The sequence below is a fragment of the Ruegeria sp. K3 genome (genome assembly GCF_056531845.1).
In genome coordinates this window covers 138,540-157,405 of record NZ_JBQFMM010000002.1, presented here as the reverse complement: position 1 = coordinate 157,405, position 18,866 = coordinate 138,540, and the positions used below count along the sequence as shown (strand labels likewise).

Annotated in this window: 19 protein-coding genes; 12 read left to right on the top strand and 7 right to left on the bottom strand. The window is 58.0% G+C overall.

Features of this window, described 5'->3' with window-relative positions:
- Positions 1 to 6 precede the first annotated feature (6 nt).
- Positions 7 to 960, top strand: a complete 954-nt coding sequence (locus tag ACR0MP_RS04530; protein ID WP_170406026.1) for a radical SAM protein — start codon at positions 7 to 9, stop codon at positions 958 to 960.
- A 3-nt stretch (positions 961 to 963) separates the two neighbouring features.
- Here the strand turns inward: ACR0MP_RS04530 and ACR0MP_RS04525 are convergent, their stop codons facing one another.
- Complete coding sequence (locus ACR0MP_RS04525; RefSeq protein ID WP_039535770.1) at positions 964 to 1,233, bottom strand: usg protein; 270 nt, start codon at positions 1,231 to 1,233, stop codon at positions 964 to 966.
- Positions 1,234 to 1,427: 194 nt separating this feature from the next.
- On the opposite strand from ACR0MP_RS04525, the gene gyrA reads away from it, so the two are divergent.
- Together gyrA and trhA are read left to right on the top strand one after the other, a co-directional pair.
- Positions 1,428 to 4,151, top strand: coding sequence for a DNA gyrase subunit A (gene gyrA, locus ACR0MP_RS04520; RefSeq protein ID WP_170396932.1), 2,724 nt, complete (start codon positions 1,428 to 1,430; stop codon positions 4,149 to 4,151).
- Between the two features lie 125 nt (positions 4,152 to 4,276).
- Complete coding sequence (gene trhA, locus ACR0MP_RS04515) at positions 4,277 to 4,945, top strand: PAQR family membrane homeostasis protein TrhA (protein ID WP_480886991.1); 669 nt, start codon at positions 4,277 to 4,279, stop codon at positions 4,943 to 4,945.
- A gap of 23 nt (positions 4,946 to 4,968) precedes the next feature.
- Here trhA and ACR0MP_RS04510 read toward each other — a convergent pair whose 3' ends face one another.
- The 3 genes from ACR0MP_RS04510 to ACR0MP_RS04500 are packed head-to-tail and all read right to left on the bottom strand — an operon-like array spanning position 4,969 to position 8,391.
- Positions 4,969 to 6,438 carry a carboxypeptidase M32 gene (locus ACR0MP_RS04510; RefSeq protein ID WP_170396921.1) on the bottom strand — a complete coding sequence of 490 codons (1,470 nt, stop codon included), beginning with the start codon at positions 6,436 to 6,438 and terminating at the stop codon, positions 4,969 to 4,971.
- A 4-nt stretch (positions 6,439 to 6,442) separates the two neighbouring features.
- Positions 6,443 to 7,588: a heme A synthase gene (gene ctaA, locus ACR0MP_RS04505; protein ID WP_170595478.1), complete on the bottom strand. Its 1,146-nt coding sequence runs from the start codon at positions 7,586 to 7,588 to the stop codon at positions 6,443 to 6,445.
- A 59-nt stretch (positions 7,589 to 7,647) separates the two neighbouring features.
- Positions 7,648 to 8,391, bottom strand: coding sequence for an RNA methyltransferase (locus tag ACR0MP_RS04500; RefSeq protein ID WP_170396917.1), 744 nt, complete (start codon positions 8,389 to 8,391; stop codon positions 7,648 to 7,650).
- Positions 8,392 to 8,555: 164 nt separating this feature from the next.
- Here ACR0MP_RS04500 and ACR0MP_RS04495 point away from each other — a divergent pair, with 164 nt between their 5' ends.
- The 4 genes from ACR0MP_RS04495 (at position 8,556) to ACR0MP_RS04480 (ending at position 11,777) form a co-directional block, all read left to right on the top strand.
- Positions 8,556 to 9,176 carry a thiamine phosphate synthase gene (locus tag ACR0MP_RS04495; RefSeq protein ID WP_170406041.1) on the top strand — a complete coding sequence of 207 codons (621 nt, stop codon included), beginning with the start codon at positions 8,556 to 8,558 and terminating at the stop codon, positions 9,174 to 9,176.
- 55 nt (positions 9,177 to 9,231) lie between these two features.
- Positions 9,232 to 10,125 (top strand): PfkB family carbohydrate kinase, encoded by an 894-nt coding sequence (locus tag ACR0MP_RS04490; protein WP_170406044.1) that lies wholly within the window; start codon positions 9,232 to 9,234, stop codon positions 10,123 to 10,125.
- Positions 10,122 to 11,036 carry a pseudouridine-5'-phosphate glycosidase gene (locus ACR0MP_RS04485; protein WP_170406047.1) on the top strand — a complete coding sequence of 305 codons (915 nt, stop codon included), beginning with the start codon at positions 10,122 to 10,124 and terminating at the stop codon, positions 11,034 to 11,036. Before ACR0MP_RS04490 ends, ACR0MP_RS04485 begins: the two co-directional genes overlap by 4 nt.
- Before the next feature lie 63 nt (positions 11,037 to 11,099).
- Positions 11,100 to 11,777 (top strand): DUF502 domain-containing protein, encoded by a 678-nt coding sequence (locus ACR0MP_RS04480; RefSeq protein ID WP_170396909.1) that lies wholly within the window; start codon positions 11,100 to 11,102, stop codon positions 11,775 to 11,777.
- Here ACR0MP_RS04480 and ACR0MP_RS04475 read toward each other — a convergent pair whose 3' ends face one another.
- Both ACR0MP_RS04475 and ACR0MP_RS04470 read right to left on the bottom strand, forming a co-directional pair.
- The gene (locus ACR0MP_RS04475; RefSeq protein WP_170734946.1) at positions 11,778 to 12,803 is read right to left on the bottom strand and encodes a patatin-like phospholipase family protein; all 1,026 of its coding nucleotides are present in this window, start codon (positions 12,801 to 12,803) and stop codon (positions 11,778 to 11,780) included. It lies immediately after the preceding gene.
- 64 nt (positions 12,804 to 12,867) lie between these two features.
- On the bottom strand, positions 12,868 to 13,641 hold the full coding sequence (locus ACR0MP_RS04470; protein ID WP_170406053.1) for a 3-hydroxybutyrate dehydrogenase: 774 nt from the start codon (positions 13,639 to 13,641) through the stop codon (positions 12,868 to 12,870).
- Between the two features lie 294 nt (positions 13,642 to 13,935).
- Here ACR0MP_RS04470 and ACR0MP_RS04465 point away from each other — a divergent pair, with 294 nt between their 5' ends.
- The 5 genes from ACR0MP_RS04465 to ACR0MP_RS04445 all read left to right on the top strand — a co-directional run bounded on the left by ACR0MP_RS04465 (position 13,936) and on the right by ACR0MP_RS04445 (position 18,202).
- Positions 13,936 to 15,762, top strand: a complete 1,827-nt coding sequence (locus tag ACR0MP_RS04465; protein WP_170406056.1) for an extracellular solute-binding protein — start codon at positions 13,936 to 13,938, stop codon at positions 15,760 to 15,762.
- Between the two features lie 32 nt (positions 15,763 to 15,794).
- The gene (locus ACR0MP_RS04460; protein WP_170406059.1) at positions 15,795 to 16,619 is read left to right on the top strand and encodes an arsenate reductase/protein-tyrosine-phosphatase family protein; all 825 of its coding nucleotides are present in this window, start codon (positions 15,795 to 15,797) and stop codon (positions 16,617 to 16,619) included.
- Positions 16,620 to 16,645: 26 nt separating this feature from the next.
- Positions 16,646 to 17,122, top strand: coding sequence for an arsenate reductase ArsC (locus tag ACR0MP_RS04455; RefSeq protein WP_170406062.1), 477 nt, complete (start codon positions 16,646 to 16,648; stop codon positions 17,120 to 17,122).
- Positions 17,119 to 17,778, top strand: coding sequence for an MIP/aquaporin family protein (locus ACR0MP_RS04450; protein WP_170406065.1), 660 nt, complete (start codon positions 17,119 to 17,121; stop codon positions 17,776 to 17,778). Before ACR0MP_RS04455 ends, ACR0MP_RS04450 begins: the two co-directional genes overlap by 4 nt.
- A gap of 187 nt (positions 17,779 to 17,965) precedes the next feature.
- Entirely contained in the window at positions 17,966 to 18,202 is a 237-nt protein-coding gene (locus tag ACR0MP_RS04445) for a hypothetical protein (RefSeq protein ID WP_170396893.1), read from the top strand.
- Here the strand turns inward: ACR0MP_RS04445 and ACR0MP_RS04440 are convergent.
- Complete coding sequence (locus tag ACR0MP_RS04440) at positions 18,191 to 18,814, bottom strand: XRE family transcriptional regulator (RefSeq protein WP_170396891.1); 624 nt, start codon at positions 18,812 to 18,814, stop codon at positions 18,191 to 18,193. The genes ACR0MP_RS04445 and ACR0MP_RS04440 overlap by 12 nt on opposite strands.
- Positions 18,815 to 18,866: the final 52 nt, after the last annotated feature.

Here is an 18,866-nt window from a genome sequence, read left to right as displayed (position 1 = left end):
GCCGGAATGAAAGACAACGCCCAACAGGCTGCGAATATCGGGAAGTTTCAGAACAGTTTAGTGACAGCAGACGGGCAAACGCGCGCGTCCGTCGCGCTGACTCATCCCGAAACCCTTTGGTTCAACACCGGAACGCTGTGCAACATCGAGTGCGTAAACTGTTATATCGCCAGCAGCCCAACCAACGATGCTCTGGTTTACATCACCGCCGACGAAGTCCGCGACTATCTGGATCAGATCGAACAGCGCCAATGGCCGATCCGCGAGATAGGCTTTACAGGTGGTGAGCCCTTCATGAACCCCGAGATGATCGAGATGACGCGCGTTGCGCTAGAGCGCGGGTACGAAGTTTTGATCCTGACCAATGCAATGCGGCCGATGATGCGCCGCAAAATGCGCGAGGGTTTGCTGGAATTACAGCGCGACTACGCAGAAAAACTGACGCTGCGTGTCTCCGTCGACCACTACCGCCCCGATCTGCATGACGAAGAACGCGGCAAAGGCAGTTTTGCCAAAACTCTGACGGGGATGGAGTGGTTGCGGGACAACGGCTTTAGGATGGCAATTGCCGGGCGCTCAGTCTGGGGGGATAGCGACGCTGAAAGCCGCGCGGGGTATGCAGCATTCTTTGCCAAGCACGGCTTTGACATCGATGCGCAAAATCCGGGCCAAACAGTTTTGTTTCCCGAGATGGACGAAACAGTTGAAGTTCCTGAAATCACAACCGCTTGCTGGGGCATCCTGGACAAAGCCCCTGATGCGGTGATGTGCGCCAGCTCGCGTATGGTCGTCAAACGCAAAGGCGCCGAGCGTCCGGTGGTGCTGGCCTGTACGCTGCTGCCTTATTCGCCGGAGTTTGAATTGGGCGAAACCCTTAAAGAGGCCGAGGCCGACGTGCATCTGAACCACCCGCATTGCGCCAAATTCTGTGTATTGGGCGGCGCGAGCTGTTCGGCCTGAGGGCTAATTTACCCGAAACTCACCCACCATGTTGCGCCATTCCCCCGGCGCGATCATTTTACGGTGCGTGAACCTGACCGAGTGCAGCGGACCTTCAATCTCTTTCTGCCAGAATTCTACGAATTCGAACAGCTTCGGATGGTCCGGAGCAAGGTCGTAATCCTGCCAAATAAACGTGTTCAGTACGTGAATATAGTCGGGCATGTGGTAGAAAAATTCCGCCGTGGTCAGCCCGTACCCCTTAAGCATGAGTTCAGTTTCACTTTGCGCCATGCAGACCTCCAAATTTGTTACAAGGTCTAGTCAGAGTAACACGGAACTGCCCTAATACTTAGATAACAATATGTTACTCAGGTGTTACCGACCTAATTTGGCCGGGGAACGGTTGCTTGCTTGCACCTTATATGCCGGGTCTGATAAAGTGTATCCACAAGATATAGATCAAGAACAAGACACGGGCAGCCTACGTGAGCGATACGCCAGAAATCCCTGAAAACATGGACGAAACCCCGCCCGAGCGCCCCGTTTATGACGGCCCGACGGTATCCATCGAATCCGAAATGCGCACGTCCTATCTGGACTATGCGATGTCGGTCATTGTCAGCCGTGCGATCCCCGATCTGCGCGATGGGCTGAAACCGGTGCATCGGCGTATTCTCTACGCGATGCATGAGACCGGGAACACTCATGACAAGTCCTATCGCAAGTCGGCCCGTCCGGTTGGTGACGTGATGGGTAAGTACCACCCGCATGGTGATAGTGCGATCTATGACGCGCTGGTGCGGATGGCGCAGGATTTCTCGATGTCGCTGCCGCTGCTTGATGGTCAGGGCAACTTTGGCTCAATGGACGGCGATAACCCGGCGGCGATGCGTTACACCGAAGTACGGATGGACAAACCCGCCGCGTCCCTGCTGGCCGATATCGAAAAAGAGACTGTCGATTTTCAGGACAACTATGACGGCAAAGACAAAGAGCCGACCGTCCTACCCGCCCGTTTCCCGAACATGCTGGTCAATGGTGCCGGTGGTATCGCCGTGGGTATGGCAACCAACATCCCACCGCATAACTTAGGCGAAGTGGTCGATGCCACGCTGGCGCTGATCGACGACCCGGATCTGACATCAGAACAACTGATCGAATATGTGCCCGGCCCCGACTTCCCGACCGGCGGTGTGATGCTGGGCCGCTCAGGTGCGCGCAAAGCGTACCTTGAAGGCCGTGGCAGCGTTATCATCCGCGCCAAGACCCGCGTAGAAGAGCTGCGCAAGGATCGGTACGCCATCGTTGTGGACGAGATCCCCTATCAGGTGAACAAAGCCTCGATGATCGAAAAGATCGCCGAAGCCGTGCGTGAAAAACGCATCGAAGGCGTCAGCCACGTACAGGACGAATCCGACCGCAATGGTGTGCGTGTCGTGGTCGAACTGAAACGCGATGCAACGCCCGAAGTGGTGCTGAACCAGCTCTACCGCTTCTCGCCGATGCAGACCTCATTTGGTTGCAACATGCTGGCGTTGAACGGTGGTCGACCCGAACAGCTGACCCTGCGCCGCTTCCTGACCTCGTTCATCGACTTCCGCGAAGATGTTGTTGCCCGCCGCACAGCCTATGACTTGCGCAAGGCGCGTGAGCGCAGTCACATCCTGTGTGGTCTGGCCGTGGCCGTTTCGAATGTTGACGAAGTGGTTGCCACGATCCGCTCGTCGGCAGACGCTGCTGAAGCGCGCGAGAAACTGATGACCCGCCGCTGGCCTGCATCCGAGATCGAAGGCTATCTACGCCTGATCGACGATCCGCTGTCCAAGATGAATGACGACGGCACCTATAACCTGACCGAGGTACAGGCCCGCGCCATTCTCGAACTGCGGCTGCAGCGTCTGACCCAACTGGGTGTCAAGGAAGTCACGGACGAACTGGAAGAACTGGCCGACAAGATCAAGGAATACTTGGATATTCTGTCTTCGCGTGAGCGCATCATGGGCATCATCGCCGATGAGCTACGCAGCGTGCGCGAGCAGTTCGCCGTCGACCGCCGCACCGAGATCGTTGACTGGTCCGGTGATATGGAAGACGAAGACCTGATCGAACGCGAAGATATGGTCGTGACTGTCACCTCAGGCGGCTACATCAAACGCACCCCTCTGGCCGATTTCCGGGCGCAAAAGCGTGGCGGCAAAGGCCTGTCGGGTATGCAGACCAAGGAAGAGGATGTTGTCACCAATCTCTTCGTGGCGAACACGCATACGCAACTGCTGTTCTTCACCACCGAAGGCATGGTCTACAAGCTCAAGACCTGGCGTCTGCCGCAATCCAGCCGGACCGGTAAGGGTAAGGCGATCGTCAACATTCTTCCGATCCCGACCGGTGTCTCGATCGCGGCGATCATGCCCGTGGATGTGCCGGATGAAGAGTGGGAGAACCTGCAAATCGTCTTCGCCACCAGTGCAGGTGACGTCCGCCGCAATCGTCTGTCAGATTTCACGAACGTCCGCCGCAATGGCAAGATCGCGATGAAACTGCCCGAGGATGTGGAACTGGTAAACGCTCGCATCTGTTCAGAAGATGAAGACGTGATGCTGGTCACCAATTCGGGCCGTGCGATCCGCTTCCGGACCACTGATGTACGTGTCTTCAACTCACGCGAATCTACCGGTGTGCGCGGCATCAGGCTGAGCAATGGCGACCGTGTCGTCTCGATGTCCGTAATTCGCCATTTCGAGGCCGACCCGGACGAGCGCGCCGCCTACCTCAAGATGCGCCGCGCAGTCGCGGGCATTGCGGATGACGGCGAAACGGACGAGGACGAAGCCGCGCCTGGCAGTATCACGCAGGAACGCTATGCCGAGATGTCGGCAGCCGAGAACCTGATCTTGACCATCACGTCGGGCGGCGCGGGCAAGCTGAGCTCCAGTCACGACTACCCTGTCCGCGGTCGCGGTGGCATGGGTGTGGCGGCGATGGACAAAGCCATGCGCGGTGGCGAACTGGTTGCCTCCTTCCCCGTAGAAATCGACGATCAGATCATGCTGGCTACCTCGAAAGGCCAATCGATCCGGGTGCCGGTCGAGGGCATCTCGTTCCGCTCCCGCAGCGCGGGTGGTGTGCGTGTATTCAACACCGGTAAAGGCGAAGAAGTCGTCAGTGTGGCCTGGATCGCCGACCAGGGTGACGAAGAAGCCGAGGAATAACAAAGCACTACAGAAGTGTAACAAAACGCCCGTATTGCGGGCGTTTTGTTACTCAGGGTCACGTTCCTGCCAACGGCACGAGGGTGGGCTTGCCCCAGCAGACCCGGCACGCCTAGCATTTCGATATGTGGTCATTCGCCCATATCCGACCTGCCTACAGCCATGCTGAGCGAATAAGTGACGGTGTTGTTCATGTGCTGGGTGTTTCTTCGGCGGTGATCGCAGCGCCTATGCTGATCATCATGACAGTCTTCTATCGGTCAGACCCGGCGGCGGTTTTGGGCGCCTCGATCTATGGAATAACTCTGGTTTTGATGCTGACGTTCTCGGCGCTCTACAACATGATCGAGCATGATGAGTGGGCAGAGTTTCTGCGCCGCCTTGATCACTCGGGTATCTATGTGAAGATCGCAGGAACTTATACGCCGTTCCTGCTGCTCTCGGCTTCACAACCTCCGGGACTTTTGCTGGGGCTGTGGTCTTCTGCGACGCTGGGCTCTGTTCTGAAGATGATCGACCCGAACCGCTTCCGCTGGTTCGGGCTGGCGCTGTATCTTCTGATGGGATGGGCAGCGGTTTGGGCCGGACAATCCATGTTGGCCGAACTTTCACCCCTTACCCTTACTTTAATGATCGCCGGAGGCCTCATCTATACCGCAGGCGTGGTATTTTACCTTCTGGACTGGCTGCCCTACCACAACACCATCTGGCACGTGTTTGTATTGGCAGGAAGCGGCCTTTTCTTCGCCGCTGTTGCCTTGCGTATCGAAATGGTACCGTCAGGGCCAGTGTAACGCCGGAGCGCCACGAACACGCCTCAAAGCCCGTACAACGCCCCGAACTTCTGCTCCAGATAAGCCAACAGCGGCTCCGGCCCTGGTTCCACCCCACTGGCGCGCTGAATGATTTCGCGGGGCGCGTACAGTCCTCCATGCTGCTGCACATGCTCTCGAAGCCAACCGGTCGCCCCGGAAGTATCGCCAGCTGCCAACTGCCCCTCAAGTCCGGGAATTGCCGCGCGCAGTGCTTGATACAGGCATCCGGCATATACATTGCCCAGTGAATAGGTCGGGAAATAGCCAAACAGGCCAACCGACCAGTGTACGTCCTGCAAGCATCCATTCGAGGGCTTGTCGACCGCATAACCAAAATCTGCTTTGAAGCGGTTGTTCCAGGCGGCTTCAAGGTCGCCGACCTGCAAGTCACCGGCCATCAGTGCGCGTTCCAAATCAAACCGCAGCATGATGTGCAGATTGTACTGCACCTCATCCGCCTCGGTCCGGATATAGCCGTTGTGGACGCGGTTGACGGTGGCATAGAACGCATCTGCATCGGCGATGCCAAAATCACCGAACGCCTCTTTCATCTGGTCAAACAGCCATCCGGTAAAGGCGCGCGAGCGGCCCAGCTGGTTTTCGTAAATCCGGCTTTGGCTTTCATGCACACCCATCGACACACCACGTCCCAGCGGGGTCAGCAGGTAATCGCGGTCGATGCCCTGCTCATAGGCGGCGTGGCCAACCTCGTGAATGGTCGAGTAAAAGCAGTTGAACGGATCGGTCTCGCTGGTGCGAGTGGTGATCCGAACGTCCAGCCCGCTGCCCGAGCTGAACGGATGCACAGCCTTGTCGACGCGGCCATTGTTCAGGTCATAGCCGAATGTCGTTGCCAGTTTCTGCGTCAGGCGCATCTGGGTCAGTTCGTCAAAGTTGCCGGTCAGCGCGACAGGTTCCGGGCGATCCAGAACGGCGGCGCGAAGAGCCACCAGACGTGGGCGCATTTCGTCAAAGATCGCAGCGATCTGAGCGCCGGTTGTGTAGGGCTCGTAATCCTCGACCATCGCGTCATAAACGTCGCCACCCTGTGCCAGCGCTTCACCTTCTTGCCGTTTCAGCGAGACAACTTCTTCCAGCACCGGCAGGAAGGCTGAGACATCTTCGTCCGCTCGCGCCTGGGCCCATGTGCCCTGCGCGGCGGATGTCACGCGTGCAATCGCCGTCGCCAGATCGGCGGGCACCTTCACCGCGCGGTCATAGGCGCGGCGTATCTCACGCAGTTGTGCCTTGCCGACCTCATCTTGCGGTGCGGCCTGCTCCAACCATTCGGCAACGCGAGAGTCAGAGCGGCGAGCATGCAATACAGCCTCGATCGCTGCCATTTCCTCGGCCCGTTGCGGCGCGGCACCGCGCGGCATCACCGTTTCCTGGTCCCAGCCGAGCCTACCGGCAATCTGGCCCAGGGCCGAGGTTTCGCGCTGAAAGGCCATCAAGTCGTTGTATGCTGTCATGGGGTCATGCTCCGCGCACAGATGTTGCGATAGGGTAAGCTGTCAGGAAGCGGGCGCGCAGGATCAGGGTCCAGACGACCACGGCCATGAACTGGTGGAAAATGGCGATCTGCCAAGGTGCCGCATAGACGACTGTGATGATGCCCACGACCACTTGCAGTGACAAAGCTGCGAACATGGCGTTGAAGGCAAAGCGGGTCTGTGGGTGCGCGCTGCTGCCACCGCGCCGCCAGACTATGATGGCGAAAATAAAGAGCAGATAGCCGACGCAACGGTGGATAAACTGCACCAGACCGGGACTTTCAAAGAAGTTACGCCACATCGGTTCCAGCATGGCCGCATCGGGCGGCAGCAACTGACCGCCAATCAGGGGCCAGTCAGTGTAGGACCTCCCCGCGTCGATCCCGGCCACCAGCGCACCGATGAGGATTTGCAGGAAGGTGAAGTGCAGCAGTCCGGTCGATATCGAGAAAAGCTTAGCCTCTTTCGCGCGGCGGGCCTGCATCAGGTCGCGTTCGTCACGGCCAAGTTCAAAGATGTACCAGGCAAGAAAGCCGAGGATCACGAAGGCCAAGCCAAGATGCGTTGCCAGACGATAGCTGGCAACGGCGGTCATTCCTTCACCCTGTGTGACGCCCGAGGCGACCATCCACCAGCCTACAGCACCCTGAACACCGCCAAGCAGGCCGGGGATCAGCAGCTTACCAGCCCATCCTGTCGGAATCTTGCGGGTCACAAGGAAACCGATAAATCCAACGGCCCAAACCAATCCTATCACGCGGCCCAACTGGCGATGGCCCCATTCCCACCAATAGATGGTTTTGAAATCATCCAGCTCCATCCATTGGTTCTGAATGCGCCATTGGTCAATCTGCTTGTATTTGTCGAATTCGGCTTGCCAGTCGGCAGCGCTCATCGGTGGGATCGCACCCGTAATAGGTCGCCATTCGGTGATCGATAGTCCACTGTCGGTCAGCCGCGTGAGCCCGCCCACGGCAATCATGATCACGACCAGCGCGAACAGGATCATCAGCCAAACCCGGATCGCGGCCCGCGCACCGCCACGCCCCCGGTCGATCATACCGGGTTGGACGGCCTGTTGTTTTTCGCTGTCCGAGACCTCTTCGAAGATGCTGCGCTTACCGCTCATGCTGTCCTCATGTCCTGTTTTCGTCGCAAGCTATGGTTTGGCGGAAGATAGGTCCAGCCTCAGCTTTTGTCTTTCCAGCGGACCATCTGCCGCATGATCCCGTGAAGCATCTGTACATCGGCCCGTGTCATCCGCATCCGCGACCACAGATTGCGCAGGTTCACCTTCATTCCTTCAGCTTTTTCCGGCGGATAGAAGAACCCGGCCTGTTCCAGACGGTCCTCATAATGCTCGACCAACTTTTCAACCTCGATCCCGGTCGCCCAATCGCCCTTGCCCAGATCAGTTGCCTCATGCACGACATCCCCGGTCTGGCGCATCCATTCGTAGGCGGTCAGCAGAACGCACTGCCCGAGGTTCAACGACGCATATTCCGGATTCACTGGCACCGAGATAATCGCATTGGCCTTGGCGATATCCTCATTCTCAAGCCCTGCCCGTTCCGGGCCAAACAGAACAGCGACCTTTTCGCCCGCCGCCACTTTCTGCGATGCAAGCTGCATTGCGCGCTCCGGGCTATAGACAGGCTTGGTCAACCCACGTTGCCGCGCTGTGGTGGCGAAGACAAAGGTGGTGTCCTCCAGCGCGCCCGCCAGATCGTCAAATAACTGCGCCTCATCCAAAAGCCGCCCGGCCCCGCTGGACATCGCCACCGCCTTGGGGTTGGGCCAGCCGTCGCGCGGTGCCACGATCCGCATCCGATCCAGCCCAAAGTTCCACATCGCCCGCGCGGCAGCACCGATGTTCTCACCCATCTGAGGGCGCACCAGAACAAAAGACGGCTGTGATGTATCGCTGGGCATGGCTAACTCCGAAAAACTCCGCTTGCTCTAATGGCCGCATGGGTCGAGGGCAAGTCGGCCCGGCGTCTTCTGTTCGCAAAAGGGTACGTAGCCGGCATAAAAGTTTGCTTCCCCCGCGCAATCCGCTAAACCGCGCGAAAGATGACAAACCCGAAGGACGCGCCATGGACACCCCCGAGCAGCCGCAGATTTACCTGATCACGCCTCCTACCATCGCGCTGAGTACATTCCCTGATCAATTGGGCCACGTATTAGACGGGTCTGAAATTGCATGTATCCGCCTCGCCTTGGCTGGAAGCGACGAAGATACCATCGCGCGCGCCGCCGATGCTTGCCGCGAAGTTGCGCATGCGCGCGATGTAGCCATCGTGATTTCCAACCATGTATTGCTGGCGCAGCGGTTGGGTCTGGACGGGGTGCATCTGGATGACGGCGCGCGGTCTGTCAGGGCAGCCCGCAAGGAGCTGGGCACGGATGCGATTGTCGGCAGTTTTTGCGGGTCTTCCATTCATGACGGGATGACTGCTGGTGAAAGTGGCGCGGATTACGTGGCCTTTGGCCCGGTTGGTTCAGCCACGCTGGGCGATGGTACTCAGGCCGAAAAGGACCTGTTCCAATGGTGGTCCGAAATGATCGAGGTTCCCGTCGTGGCCGAGGGCGGCCTGACGTCCGATCTGATCCGAGACCTCACCCCCTGCACCGATTTCTTCGGCATCGGAGAGGAAATCTGGTCGCAAGATAACCCGTTGGAGGCGCTGAACTCTCTGATTGCCGCAATGCGCTGAGGGATGCGAGCGTTAACCCTTGCACCCGCGTCGGGGCTGCGGCATGACACAAGGCATGAACAAGAACAGCGAAATTTTGTGCATCGGCTCGGTCCTTTGGGACGTGATCGGACGCTCGGCCAGCGCCATGCGACAGGGCTCGGATGTACCCGGCCGCATTACTCGCCTGCCGGGTGGCGTCGCCATGAACATCGCCATGACGCTGGTGCGGTTCGGAATGACCCCGACTTTGCTGACCGCAATTGGCCGCGACGCTGAAGGGGATGAACTGGTCCGGTCCTGCGCGCGTTTGGGGATGGTCACCGATCACATCTATCGCTCGCAAGACCTGCCAACCGACAGATATATGGCGGTTGAAGGAGCCAACGGGCTGATCGCCGCCATTGCCGATGCGCATTCGCTTGAAGCTGCCGGAGCCAAAATCCTGCACCCCCTGATGCACGGGCCACTGGGCTACGAGAATACCCCATTTGAAGGACCTATCGCGCTGGACGGCAACCTGACGCTGACCTTGTTGGAAGAGATCGCCCAAAGCCCCGCCTTCGCTAAAGCCGACCTGCGCGTCGCCCCGGCCTCGCCCGGCAAGGCAGAACGGCTGCTGCCCTTCCTCAAACACGCCCGTGCAACGCTCTATGTGAATCTCGAAGAGGCCGGACTGCTTTGCCAGCGCGAGTTCACCGATTCCGAGAGCGCCGCCAAAGGCCTGCTGGACCGTGGCGCGTTGCGGGTTCTTGTGACCGATGGCGGCAACTCGGCCACCGTCGGGGATGCTGATGCTGTCTTGACCCAAACACCCCCTTCCGTTCTGGTCACCCGCGTGACCGGCGCGGGTGACACTTTCATGGCCGCCCATATCGCGGCCGAGGCGAATGGTGCCGACAGCGACGCGGCACTCAGCCGCGCGCTGCGCGCCGCTGCAACCTATGTTTCCGGAGAAACCCCACTGTGATCACCATTCATTATTCTGCAGAGGTCCGCGCCGCCAAGGATGCGGGCCAACCGATCGTGGCATTGGAAAGCACCATCATCACCCATGGCATGCCCTACCCCCAGAACATCGAGGTCGCGGCACAGGTTGAACAAGACATCCGCGATGCGGGCGCCGTTCCAGCAACGATTGCCGTTATTGACGGAGTTTTGCACGTCGGCCTCGAAGCCGACCAGCTGAGCGCACTGGGTCAGGCGCAAGGCGTCGCCAAACTGTCACGCGCTGACATGGCCGCCTGCCTCGCCACAGGCGGCACCGGGGCCACCACCGTCGCCGCAACAATGATCGCCGCACATTATGCAGGCATCGAGGTCTTCGCCACCGGAGGCATCGGTGGGGTGCATCAGGGGGCCGAAACCTCCTTCGACATCTCCGCTGACCTGCACGAGCTCGCGCAGACCCCGGTGACTGTGGTCGCGGCCGGGGCCAAAGCCATCCTCGACCTCGCCAAAACACTTGAAGTTCTGGAAACGCTCGGCGTCCCCGTCATCGCCCACGGACAGGACGAGTTCCCGGCCTTCTGGTCCGCAAAATCACCCTTGGCAGCCCCGCTGCGCATGGATGATGCCGCTGACATAGCAAAAGCCCACGCAGCACGGCGTGCGTTGGGGCTGCCGGGTGGTCAGTTGGTCGCTAACCCGATCCCGCAAGCCGACCAGATCCCGTCCGAGGAGCTGGCCCCGATCATCGCGTCCGCACAGGCCGATGCAGAAACTCACCGGATCACAGGTAAAGGCGTCACACCTTATCTGCTACAGCGTATCTATGAACAGACCGAAGGCCGTTCGCTTACCGCCAACATCGCTTTGGTACGCAACAACGCCCGACTGGCAGCGGTCATCGCGCGTGCGCTAACGGAATCAGCCCACTGACCCCAGCTATTGCACCAAGCGCCCGGACTGCTTACCTAATTCCGCAAACCACTCAGGACCGCAATGAACACTCCGTTTGACGAAGAACCCCACCGACGCCCCGGCCTGTTCTCCCGGCTACGCGCGTCCTTTCTGACTGGTATCGTCGTCATTGCTCCGGTGTGGCTGACCATCTGGTTGATCTGGTCTGTGGTTGGCTGGATCGACAGCGCCGTCCTGCCACTGATCCCGCAACGGTTCCAACCCTCGGAATATGTCGGCATCAACCTGCGCGGCGTTGGCGTGGTCATATTCCTGCTGTTCACGATTATCGTCGGCTGGATCGCAAAGGGCATTCTGGGCCGTTCTCTGATCCATTTCGCCGAGAGTGTCGTCGACCGCATGCCCGTGGTCCGTTCGGTTTATTCCGGGATCAAGCAAATCTCGGAAACTGTGTTCGCCCAGACCGAGCGGTCTTTCGAAAAAGCCTGCCTGATCCAGTATCCGCGCCGGGGCATCTGGGCAATCGGCTTCGTCTCGACAACAGCGCGCGGTGAAGTGAGCGATCGCGCCGAAACCGGGGGCGAGTTGCTAAGCGTGTTTGTCCCGACAACCCCAAACCCCACATCCGGGTTCCTGTTGTTTTTCCCCGCAGAGGATGTGATCCTGCTGGATATGTCCATCGAGGACGCAGCCAAGCTGGTGATCTCAGCGGGCCTGGTTTACCCGAATGACAAAGACCCAACCCAGCCGCCTGAATAATCAACCAAACATTGCGGGCAAATCGACCGTGCTTCGCTGACCCAGATCGTCCTTATGCGCGCTCAGAAACTGATCCGCCGCATCGCGCCCGGACTGTTTCAGCCGGTTCAGCACAACCGGGTTTGGCACGATCTTGGTGGCCGCCGAAAGGTCGTTCATCAAGGCGTCATCAGCGATCATATGCACCAGCACCCGGCTCATCTCACCAGCCTTCAGCTTGCCTTCGGCCAGAAGCCGTTGAACGAAATTGATCGCACGCAGCTCGCGAAACAACGATGAGTTAAAGCTGATCTCATTGATCCGGTTCTGAATCTGCTGCGGCGTTTTAGGCACCTCATCGCGTTCCAGCGGGTTGATGTTCACAATCACCACATCATCTGGCAAATCTCCACCGAACAACGGATAAAGCGCCGGGTTTCCGGTATAGCCGCCATCCCAATACGCTTCGGTCCGCTCGGATTTCGGGTCATAGATTTCAACCGCCTGAAACAGGTTCGGCAAGCAGGCCGAGGCCAGAATCGCATCGGTCGAAATCTCCTCGCCTGTGAACACGCGAATCTTGCCGCTGCGCACACAGGTGGCGCAGACAAACAGCGCGGGCCCTTCGTCTGCACAAATCTCATCAAAGTTGAACCGATCCACAACCGGGGTGAGCGGATTGCGATAAAACGGCCCATAGGCGTAAGGCGATACCAGCCGCGACCATGCTTCGGCCATCGAGAACGGAACGGAGTACTCTAACGCTTGTGCAACATGAGCAGGCTCAATGCCCCGCATCCAATGGGCAATTCGCATATCGCCGACGGCACCCATGCGTTTCCAAAGCCCATCCAGACACGCCCGCGCCCCGTCGCGCCCTGCATGCACCATCCCTGATTTGAACGCTGCCCCGTTCAGCGCGCCGGCCGAAGTCCCAGTGATCGCGGCAACCTCGATATCCTCTTCATCCAGCAATCGATCCAGTACACCCCAGGTAAACGCGCCATGCGCCCCACCGCCCTGCAATGCCAGATTGATCCGTTTCATGGTTCCGCCTCTTCATCTGGCCAGAAATACCTCGGGGGTATGGGGGCAGAGCCCCCATGGTCCCTCACAATGCCGTCCATCCCCCATCCACGGATATCGTCGTTCCTGTGATCTGTGCCGCTGCATCCGAGCACAAGAAGATCGTAGTTCCGCCCAGCTGCTCGACCGTGGCAAACTCCTTCGACGGCTGCCGCTCCAGCAGGATGTTCTTCACCACATCCTCACGGCTCATATTGTACTCTTTCATCGTGTTGGGAATTTGCGCCTCAACCAATGGAGTCAGTACGTATCCCGGACAAATAGCATTGCAGGTAATCGGCTCCTGCGCAGTCTCCAGCGCCACGGTCTTGCTCATCCCGACGACACCATGCTTTGCCGCGATGTAAGCCGCCTTGTAGGGCGAGGCCGTCAGACCGTGAGCCGAGGCAATATTCACGATCCGCCCCCAGCCCGCCGCGCGCATCATCGGAAGCGCTGCCGCCATCGTATGAAAGACCGAATTCATGTTGATCGCGATGATCGCATCCCATTTGTCCGACGGAAACTGATCGATCGGAGCCACATGCTGAATGCCGGCGTTGTTCACCAGAATGTCACAAGCACCTGCCTGTTCGATCAGTGCACGGCATTCATCGCCCTTGGACATATCTGCCTTGATATAGCGCGCGTTGGTTCCCGTCTCTTTGCCAATCTCGGTGGCCAGCGCATGATCTTCATCACGGTCGTTGAACGAATTCAGCACCACATCCGCCCCGGCCTTCGCCAGCTCACGCGCGATGCCCAGCCCAATCCCCGAATTCGACCCCGTGACGACGGCTGTTTTGCCCGAAAGACTCATGGCACTCTCCTTATGAGTTTTTGTTTCTCAAACACAGTGCCATGCTGCACCTGCAAAGAAAACGGGGAATGATCTGATCCGCGCACCCGCACGAGTTTTGCCAAAAAAAAACGCCCGCACGAAGCGGGCGTTAAGTTATTGAGGCAGGTTTCATACAGGCAAGAAACCTATCGAGCAGTAGAACCTTTATAAGCAATTCCACGCCCTCGTCCAAGCTAAAAGTTTGATAATAAGAAAAATCATGGCTACGGTGAATCCCAAACAAAATAAGGCCAGAGCAGGATTGTTTCCAAAATGAGCCCCGATTATCTCCGCCCCCTTCGTCCCGCGATTGTGGGAATCACCTGTATTTTCGCCGCCTCAATGGCGTCAGCAGAATCGGCCCATGGCATAGCTATGTATGGTGACCCGGCCCTACCACCGGATTTTGTGTCGCTACCCTACGCAAATCCTGACGCGCCCAAGGGCGGCAAGGTCGTATTTGGCAATACCGGCGGCTATAACAGTCTGAACCCGTTTGTGCAAAAAGGTACCGCGCCGTGGCAGTTGCGATTTTGGACTCATGAAAGCCTGATGGGTCGCTCCTGGGACGAACCTTTCACTCTTTACGGGTTGTTAGCCGAATCAGTTGAGACGGATTCGGACCGCACATGGGTCGAATTCACGCTGCGCGAAAATGCTGAATTCTCGGATGGATCGCCGGTCACTGTCGATGACGTGATATGGTCGTATGAGACACTGGGCACCGAAGGCCACCTGCGATATCGCGGGCTGTGGGGCAAGATTGATAGCATTGAACAGACTGGACCGCGCAACGTTCGGATCACCTTTAACGAACCGGATCGCGAACTGGCCCTGATCGCCGGAATGCGCCCGATCCTGCAAAAAGCGCAGTGGGAGGGAAAGTCGTTCGCTGACGCTCAACTACACGATATACCCATCGGTTCCGGACCATACGTAATCGATGACTATGAGGCTGGCCGCTATGTGAACCTGCGTCGCAATCCTGACTATTGGGGTGCCGATATCCCCTACCGCAAGGGCACGATGAATCTGGATGACATGCGGATTGAGTTCTACGGAGACGGCACAGTCGCGTTTGAAGCGTTCAAAGCTGGTGAGCTTTCGGCCGTTCGTGAATTCAACGCGGATAAATGGAACACGCAGTACAACTTCCCAGCGGTTCAGCGCGGTGATATTGTGAAGACGGAAATTCCCCATCAAAAGCCGTCAGGCATGACCGGCTTTGTCATGAACACACGCAAGGCCCCATTCGATGACTGGCGCGTACGCGAGGCACTAACGCTGGCCTTCAACTTCGAGTTCATCAACGACACCATTACAGGCGGGGCGCAGCCCAGGATCATCTCATATTTCTCGGGTTCGGAATTGGGGATGCAACCCGGACCGGCCACTGGTCGTGTCGAGGAATTGCTTCAACCTTACGCCGCCGAGTTGGCACCGGGCACGCTGGATGGATATGAATTGCCTCAAAGCGATGGAACCGAACGCAACCGCCGAAATATCCGCAAAGCGCTTAAACTGCTGGAAGAGGCCGGATGGACCATTCAGGACGGCCAGCTTCGCAACGCCAGCGGTGAGCCGTTTGTGATTGATCTGGTCATCAGCCAGGGCAGCCTGAACGTGGTCCAGGATGTCGGCGTGATCGCGGAAATCTACGCCCGCGCCCTCGAACGCCTGGGTATCCAGTTGACAGTCGAGAAAGTAGATGACGCGCAATATACTTCACGCATCGATGCGCAAGATTTTGACATGACCCCGTTCCGTCGTGCGCTGTCGCTCTCGCCAGGCAACGAACAACGCCTGTATTGGGGCAGCGAAAACGCCAACGCTCCCGGGACGCGGAATGTCATGGGTCTGACCTCGCCCGCCGTGGACGGGCTGATCGACGCGATGCTGGCCTCGGAAAGCCACGAGGATTTTGTTGCGGCAACGCGCGCGCTGGATCGTGTTCTGACAGCGGGTCGCTATGTTATTCCTATCTGGAGCTTTGATGTCGGCCGTATCGCCCATGTCAAAGAGCTGAAACAACCCGACACTCTGCCAATTTATGGCGATGGGCCAGAATATATGCCACAGGTCTGGTGGTTTCAGGATTGACGAGTCCTTTCTATTTCCATATTTCATGAATTATGGAAATAGAGATTCATGACAGGCTGAACGCACTCGCACATCCCAAGCGGCTGGATCTGTTCCGGCTGTTGATGCGTCGCTATCCAGATTCCGTTGCTGCGGGTCAGATTGCCGAGGCTTTAGCGCTGAAACCCAATACTGCGTCAACCTACCTGAATGCATTGAAATCCGCCGGGCTGATCCAGCAGTCGCGCAGCGGGACATCATTGCAATATGCCGCCAACTTACCAGCGGTGCGCGGGCTGTTTGATGAGTTGCTGGGCGGTTGCTGTCAAAATCGTCCTGATTTGTGCATGCAACCCTCGGATGACCCCGTTATGGCGTCCCCTGACCGCGTAATGAATGCGCTTTTCCTCTGCACCGGAAATTCGGCCCGTTCGATCATGGCGGAAGCCATCCTGAACAATGAAGGTAACGGCTTGTTTCGCGCTTATTCGGCAGGAACGGCACCATCGGACGGACCAAATTCAATCGTTTTGGAACTCTTGAAGCAAAAAGACTACGACACGACCTCGCTCCGCTCAAAATCACTGGAAGAATTTGCCGCTGCTGATGCCCCAAAGATGGATTTTGTCTTTACCGTCTGCGACCACGCAGCGAACGAGGCCTGCCCCGCTTGGCCAGGACAACCGATAAGCGCGCATTGGGGTCTGCCCGATCCGGTCAAAGTTGAAGGAACCGACGCGCAAAAGCAGCTGGCATTCCAGCAGTCCTACGGATTGCTGCGCAACCGTATCACCACCTTTGCCAGCCTCCCGTTCGAAACGCTCGACCGCATCTCACTACAGCACAAGGTGGATGATATCGGCCGAATGGCCGAGTAGTCCTCGATCAATCCAAGGATACCCCCATGAACATACTGGTTCTATGCACCGGCAACTCGGCTCGGTCGATTCTGCTGGAGTCGCTCTTCAATCACACCGGCGAAGGGCGTGTACGCGCCTATTCAGCAGGCTCCAACCCGACCGGGAAGGTGCATCCGCAATCCTTGACGCTGCTTGGTGCCGAAGGCCATGACATCCGCGATGCCCGCTCTAAAAGCTGGGATGAGTTTGCAGCAGAAAATGCTCCGGAAATGGACATAGTGATCACGGTTTGCGGCTCAGCCGCCGAAGAGACATGTCCCGTCTGGCCCGGCGCCCCCGTACGCGCGCATTGGGGTGTCGAGGACCCAGCCGCCGCGTCTCAGTCAGACTGGGAAACCGCCTTTAGGACCGCATATGACATTCTTGGGCGCCGCGCCGAGGCACTTCTGGAGCTGCCCATTGAAACCATGGACAGCGTTGAACTCTCGGCCCATCTCAAACGTATAGGAGCCCTGCTGTGAGCGCCCGCCAATACTTTGCCGAATTCCTCGGAACCGCCTTCCTGCTGATCGGCGTTGTCGGATCAGGCATCATGGCGCAAACCTTGTCCGAGGGGAACATCGCGCTGGCGTTGCTGGCCAATGCAATTGCGACCGGCTGCATCCTTTACGCTATCATCACTACGCTCGGCCCTGTCTCGGGCGCTCACTTCAACCCTGCAGTGACATTGGCCTTTGCGCTGCGCGGTGAACATCCCTGGCGTGCGGTCACCCCTTACATGCTTGTTCAGATTGCCGGAGGTATCGCGGGGGTCTGGGCCAGCCATTACATGTTTGACCTGCCGATTCTGCAAACTTCGGAAACGATGCATCGTACCGGGGCACATCAGTGGTTTTCGGAAATTGTCGCCACTTTGGGTTTGCTGTTTGTGATTTTCGGCGGAATTCGGCACAAGCCGGACACGGTACCAGCCCTTGTGGGCCTCTATATTACCGGCGCCTACTGGTATACGTCTTCCACAAGTTTTGCTAATCCGGCCGTTACAATCGCAAGGGGCTTTACGGATACCTTTGCAGGGATATACCCTGCGCACATTCCGATGTTCATAATTATGCAGTTAATTGCTGTATTTATCGGACACAAAATACTGAACTGGTTATTCGAACCAGCAGAATAACGGACCGGCCGCCACTCACTTTACAGCAGGTCCGTGGGCCCGTTGCGGTATCTCCGCAGCGGGTTTTTTGCATCTTATCTCCCGACTCCGGCTGCGACATTTTGTCATGTCTGCAGCAACGCACGGCGCTCCGTAGGCTGTCTTGGGGGAGAGCAATCCTGAAACACCAACTAAGGAAGGCTCGCAGATGCTAAACTGGGCTGATCTGACGCAAGACTGGGACGCGTCATATGCGCGTGCAAAACGTAGGTTTCCGAACCTGCGCGATAGGGATATGGCGCGCGTTGGCGAAGATCGCAAACAGTTCGAAGCTTACCTGGCCGAGCGTCACCACCTGACCGTAAACGAGGCGCGCGAAGAGCTTGAGGATTTCCTGTTCACCGAAGCATTGAACCGCGAAGCGGCCCAAGCCCTAAGCAAGTGACGTCACCCACAGGATCGTCGCATCCTCATCACTGACCGAAATGACGTTATGCCCCATGCTGCCGTCGTAATAAGCGCTGTCGCCGCGGCGCATTTCGACCGGCTCATAGAACTCGGTAAACAACCGCACCACTCCGGTCAGAACATACAGAAATTCCTCACCATCGTGACGCACCCAGCCGTCAAATTCTTCCATCGAGCGTGCACGTACACGGGCGCGATAGGGCAGCATCTGCTTTTTGGTCAGCGTTTCTGCCAGCAACTCATGTTCGTAGGTGGTGGTCGCATGGGCCGCACCCCCGCCCATCTTGGTCACTGCCATTCGACCGATCACCTGATCGCGTTGTGGCGGCGTAAAAAGCTGAGGCACCGAAATCTCCAATCCGGTCGCCAGCTTTTTCAAAGCATCATAGGTCGGAGACATCTGACCATTTTCGATCTTGCTGAGTGTCGACCGAGCCAGACCCGCCTGACTCGCCGCCTGTTCCAGCGTCCAGTTGCGGGCTTTACGCAGTTCGCGCACGCGCGCGCCCAGATCGACCGGCTCCAACTCGGTGTTGACACCATTGTCGCGGGCAATTCTGACGATAGATTTATGATCATTGGTGGCCATGGGTCTTTCTATAGGGCGAGCATGCCCTGCTTGCAACGCGCCTCGCACGGGG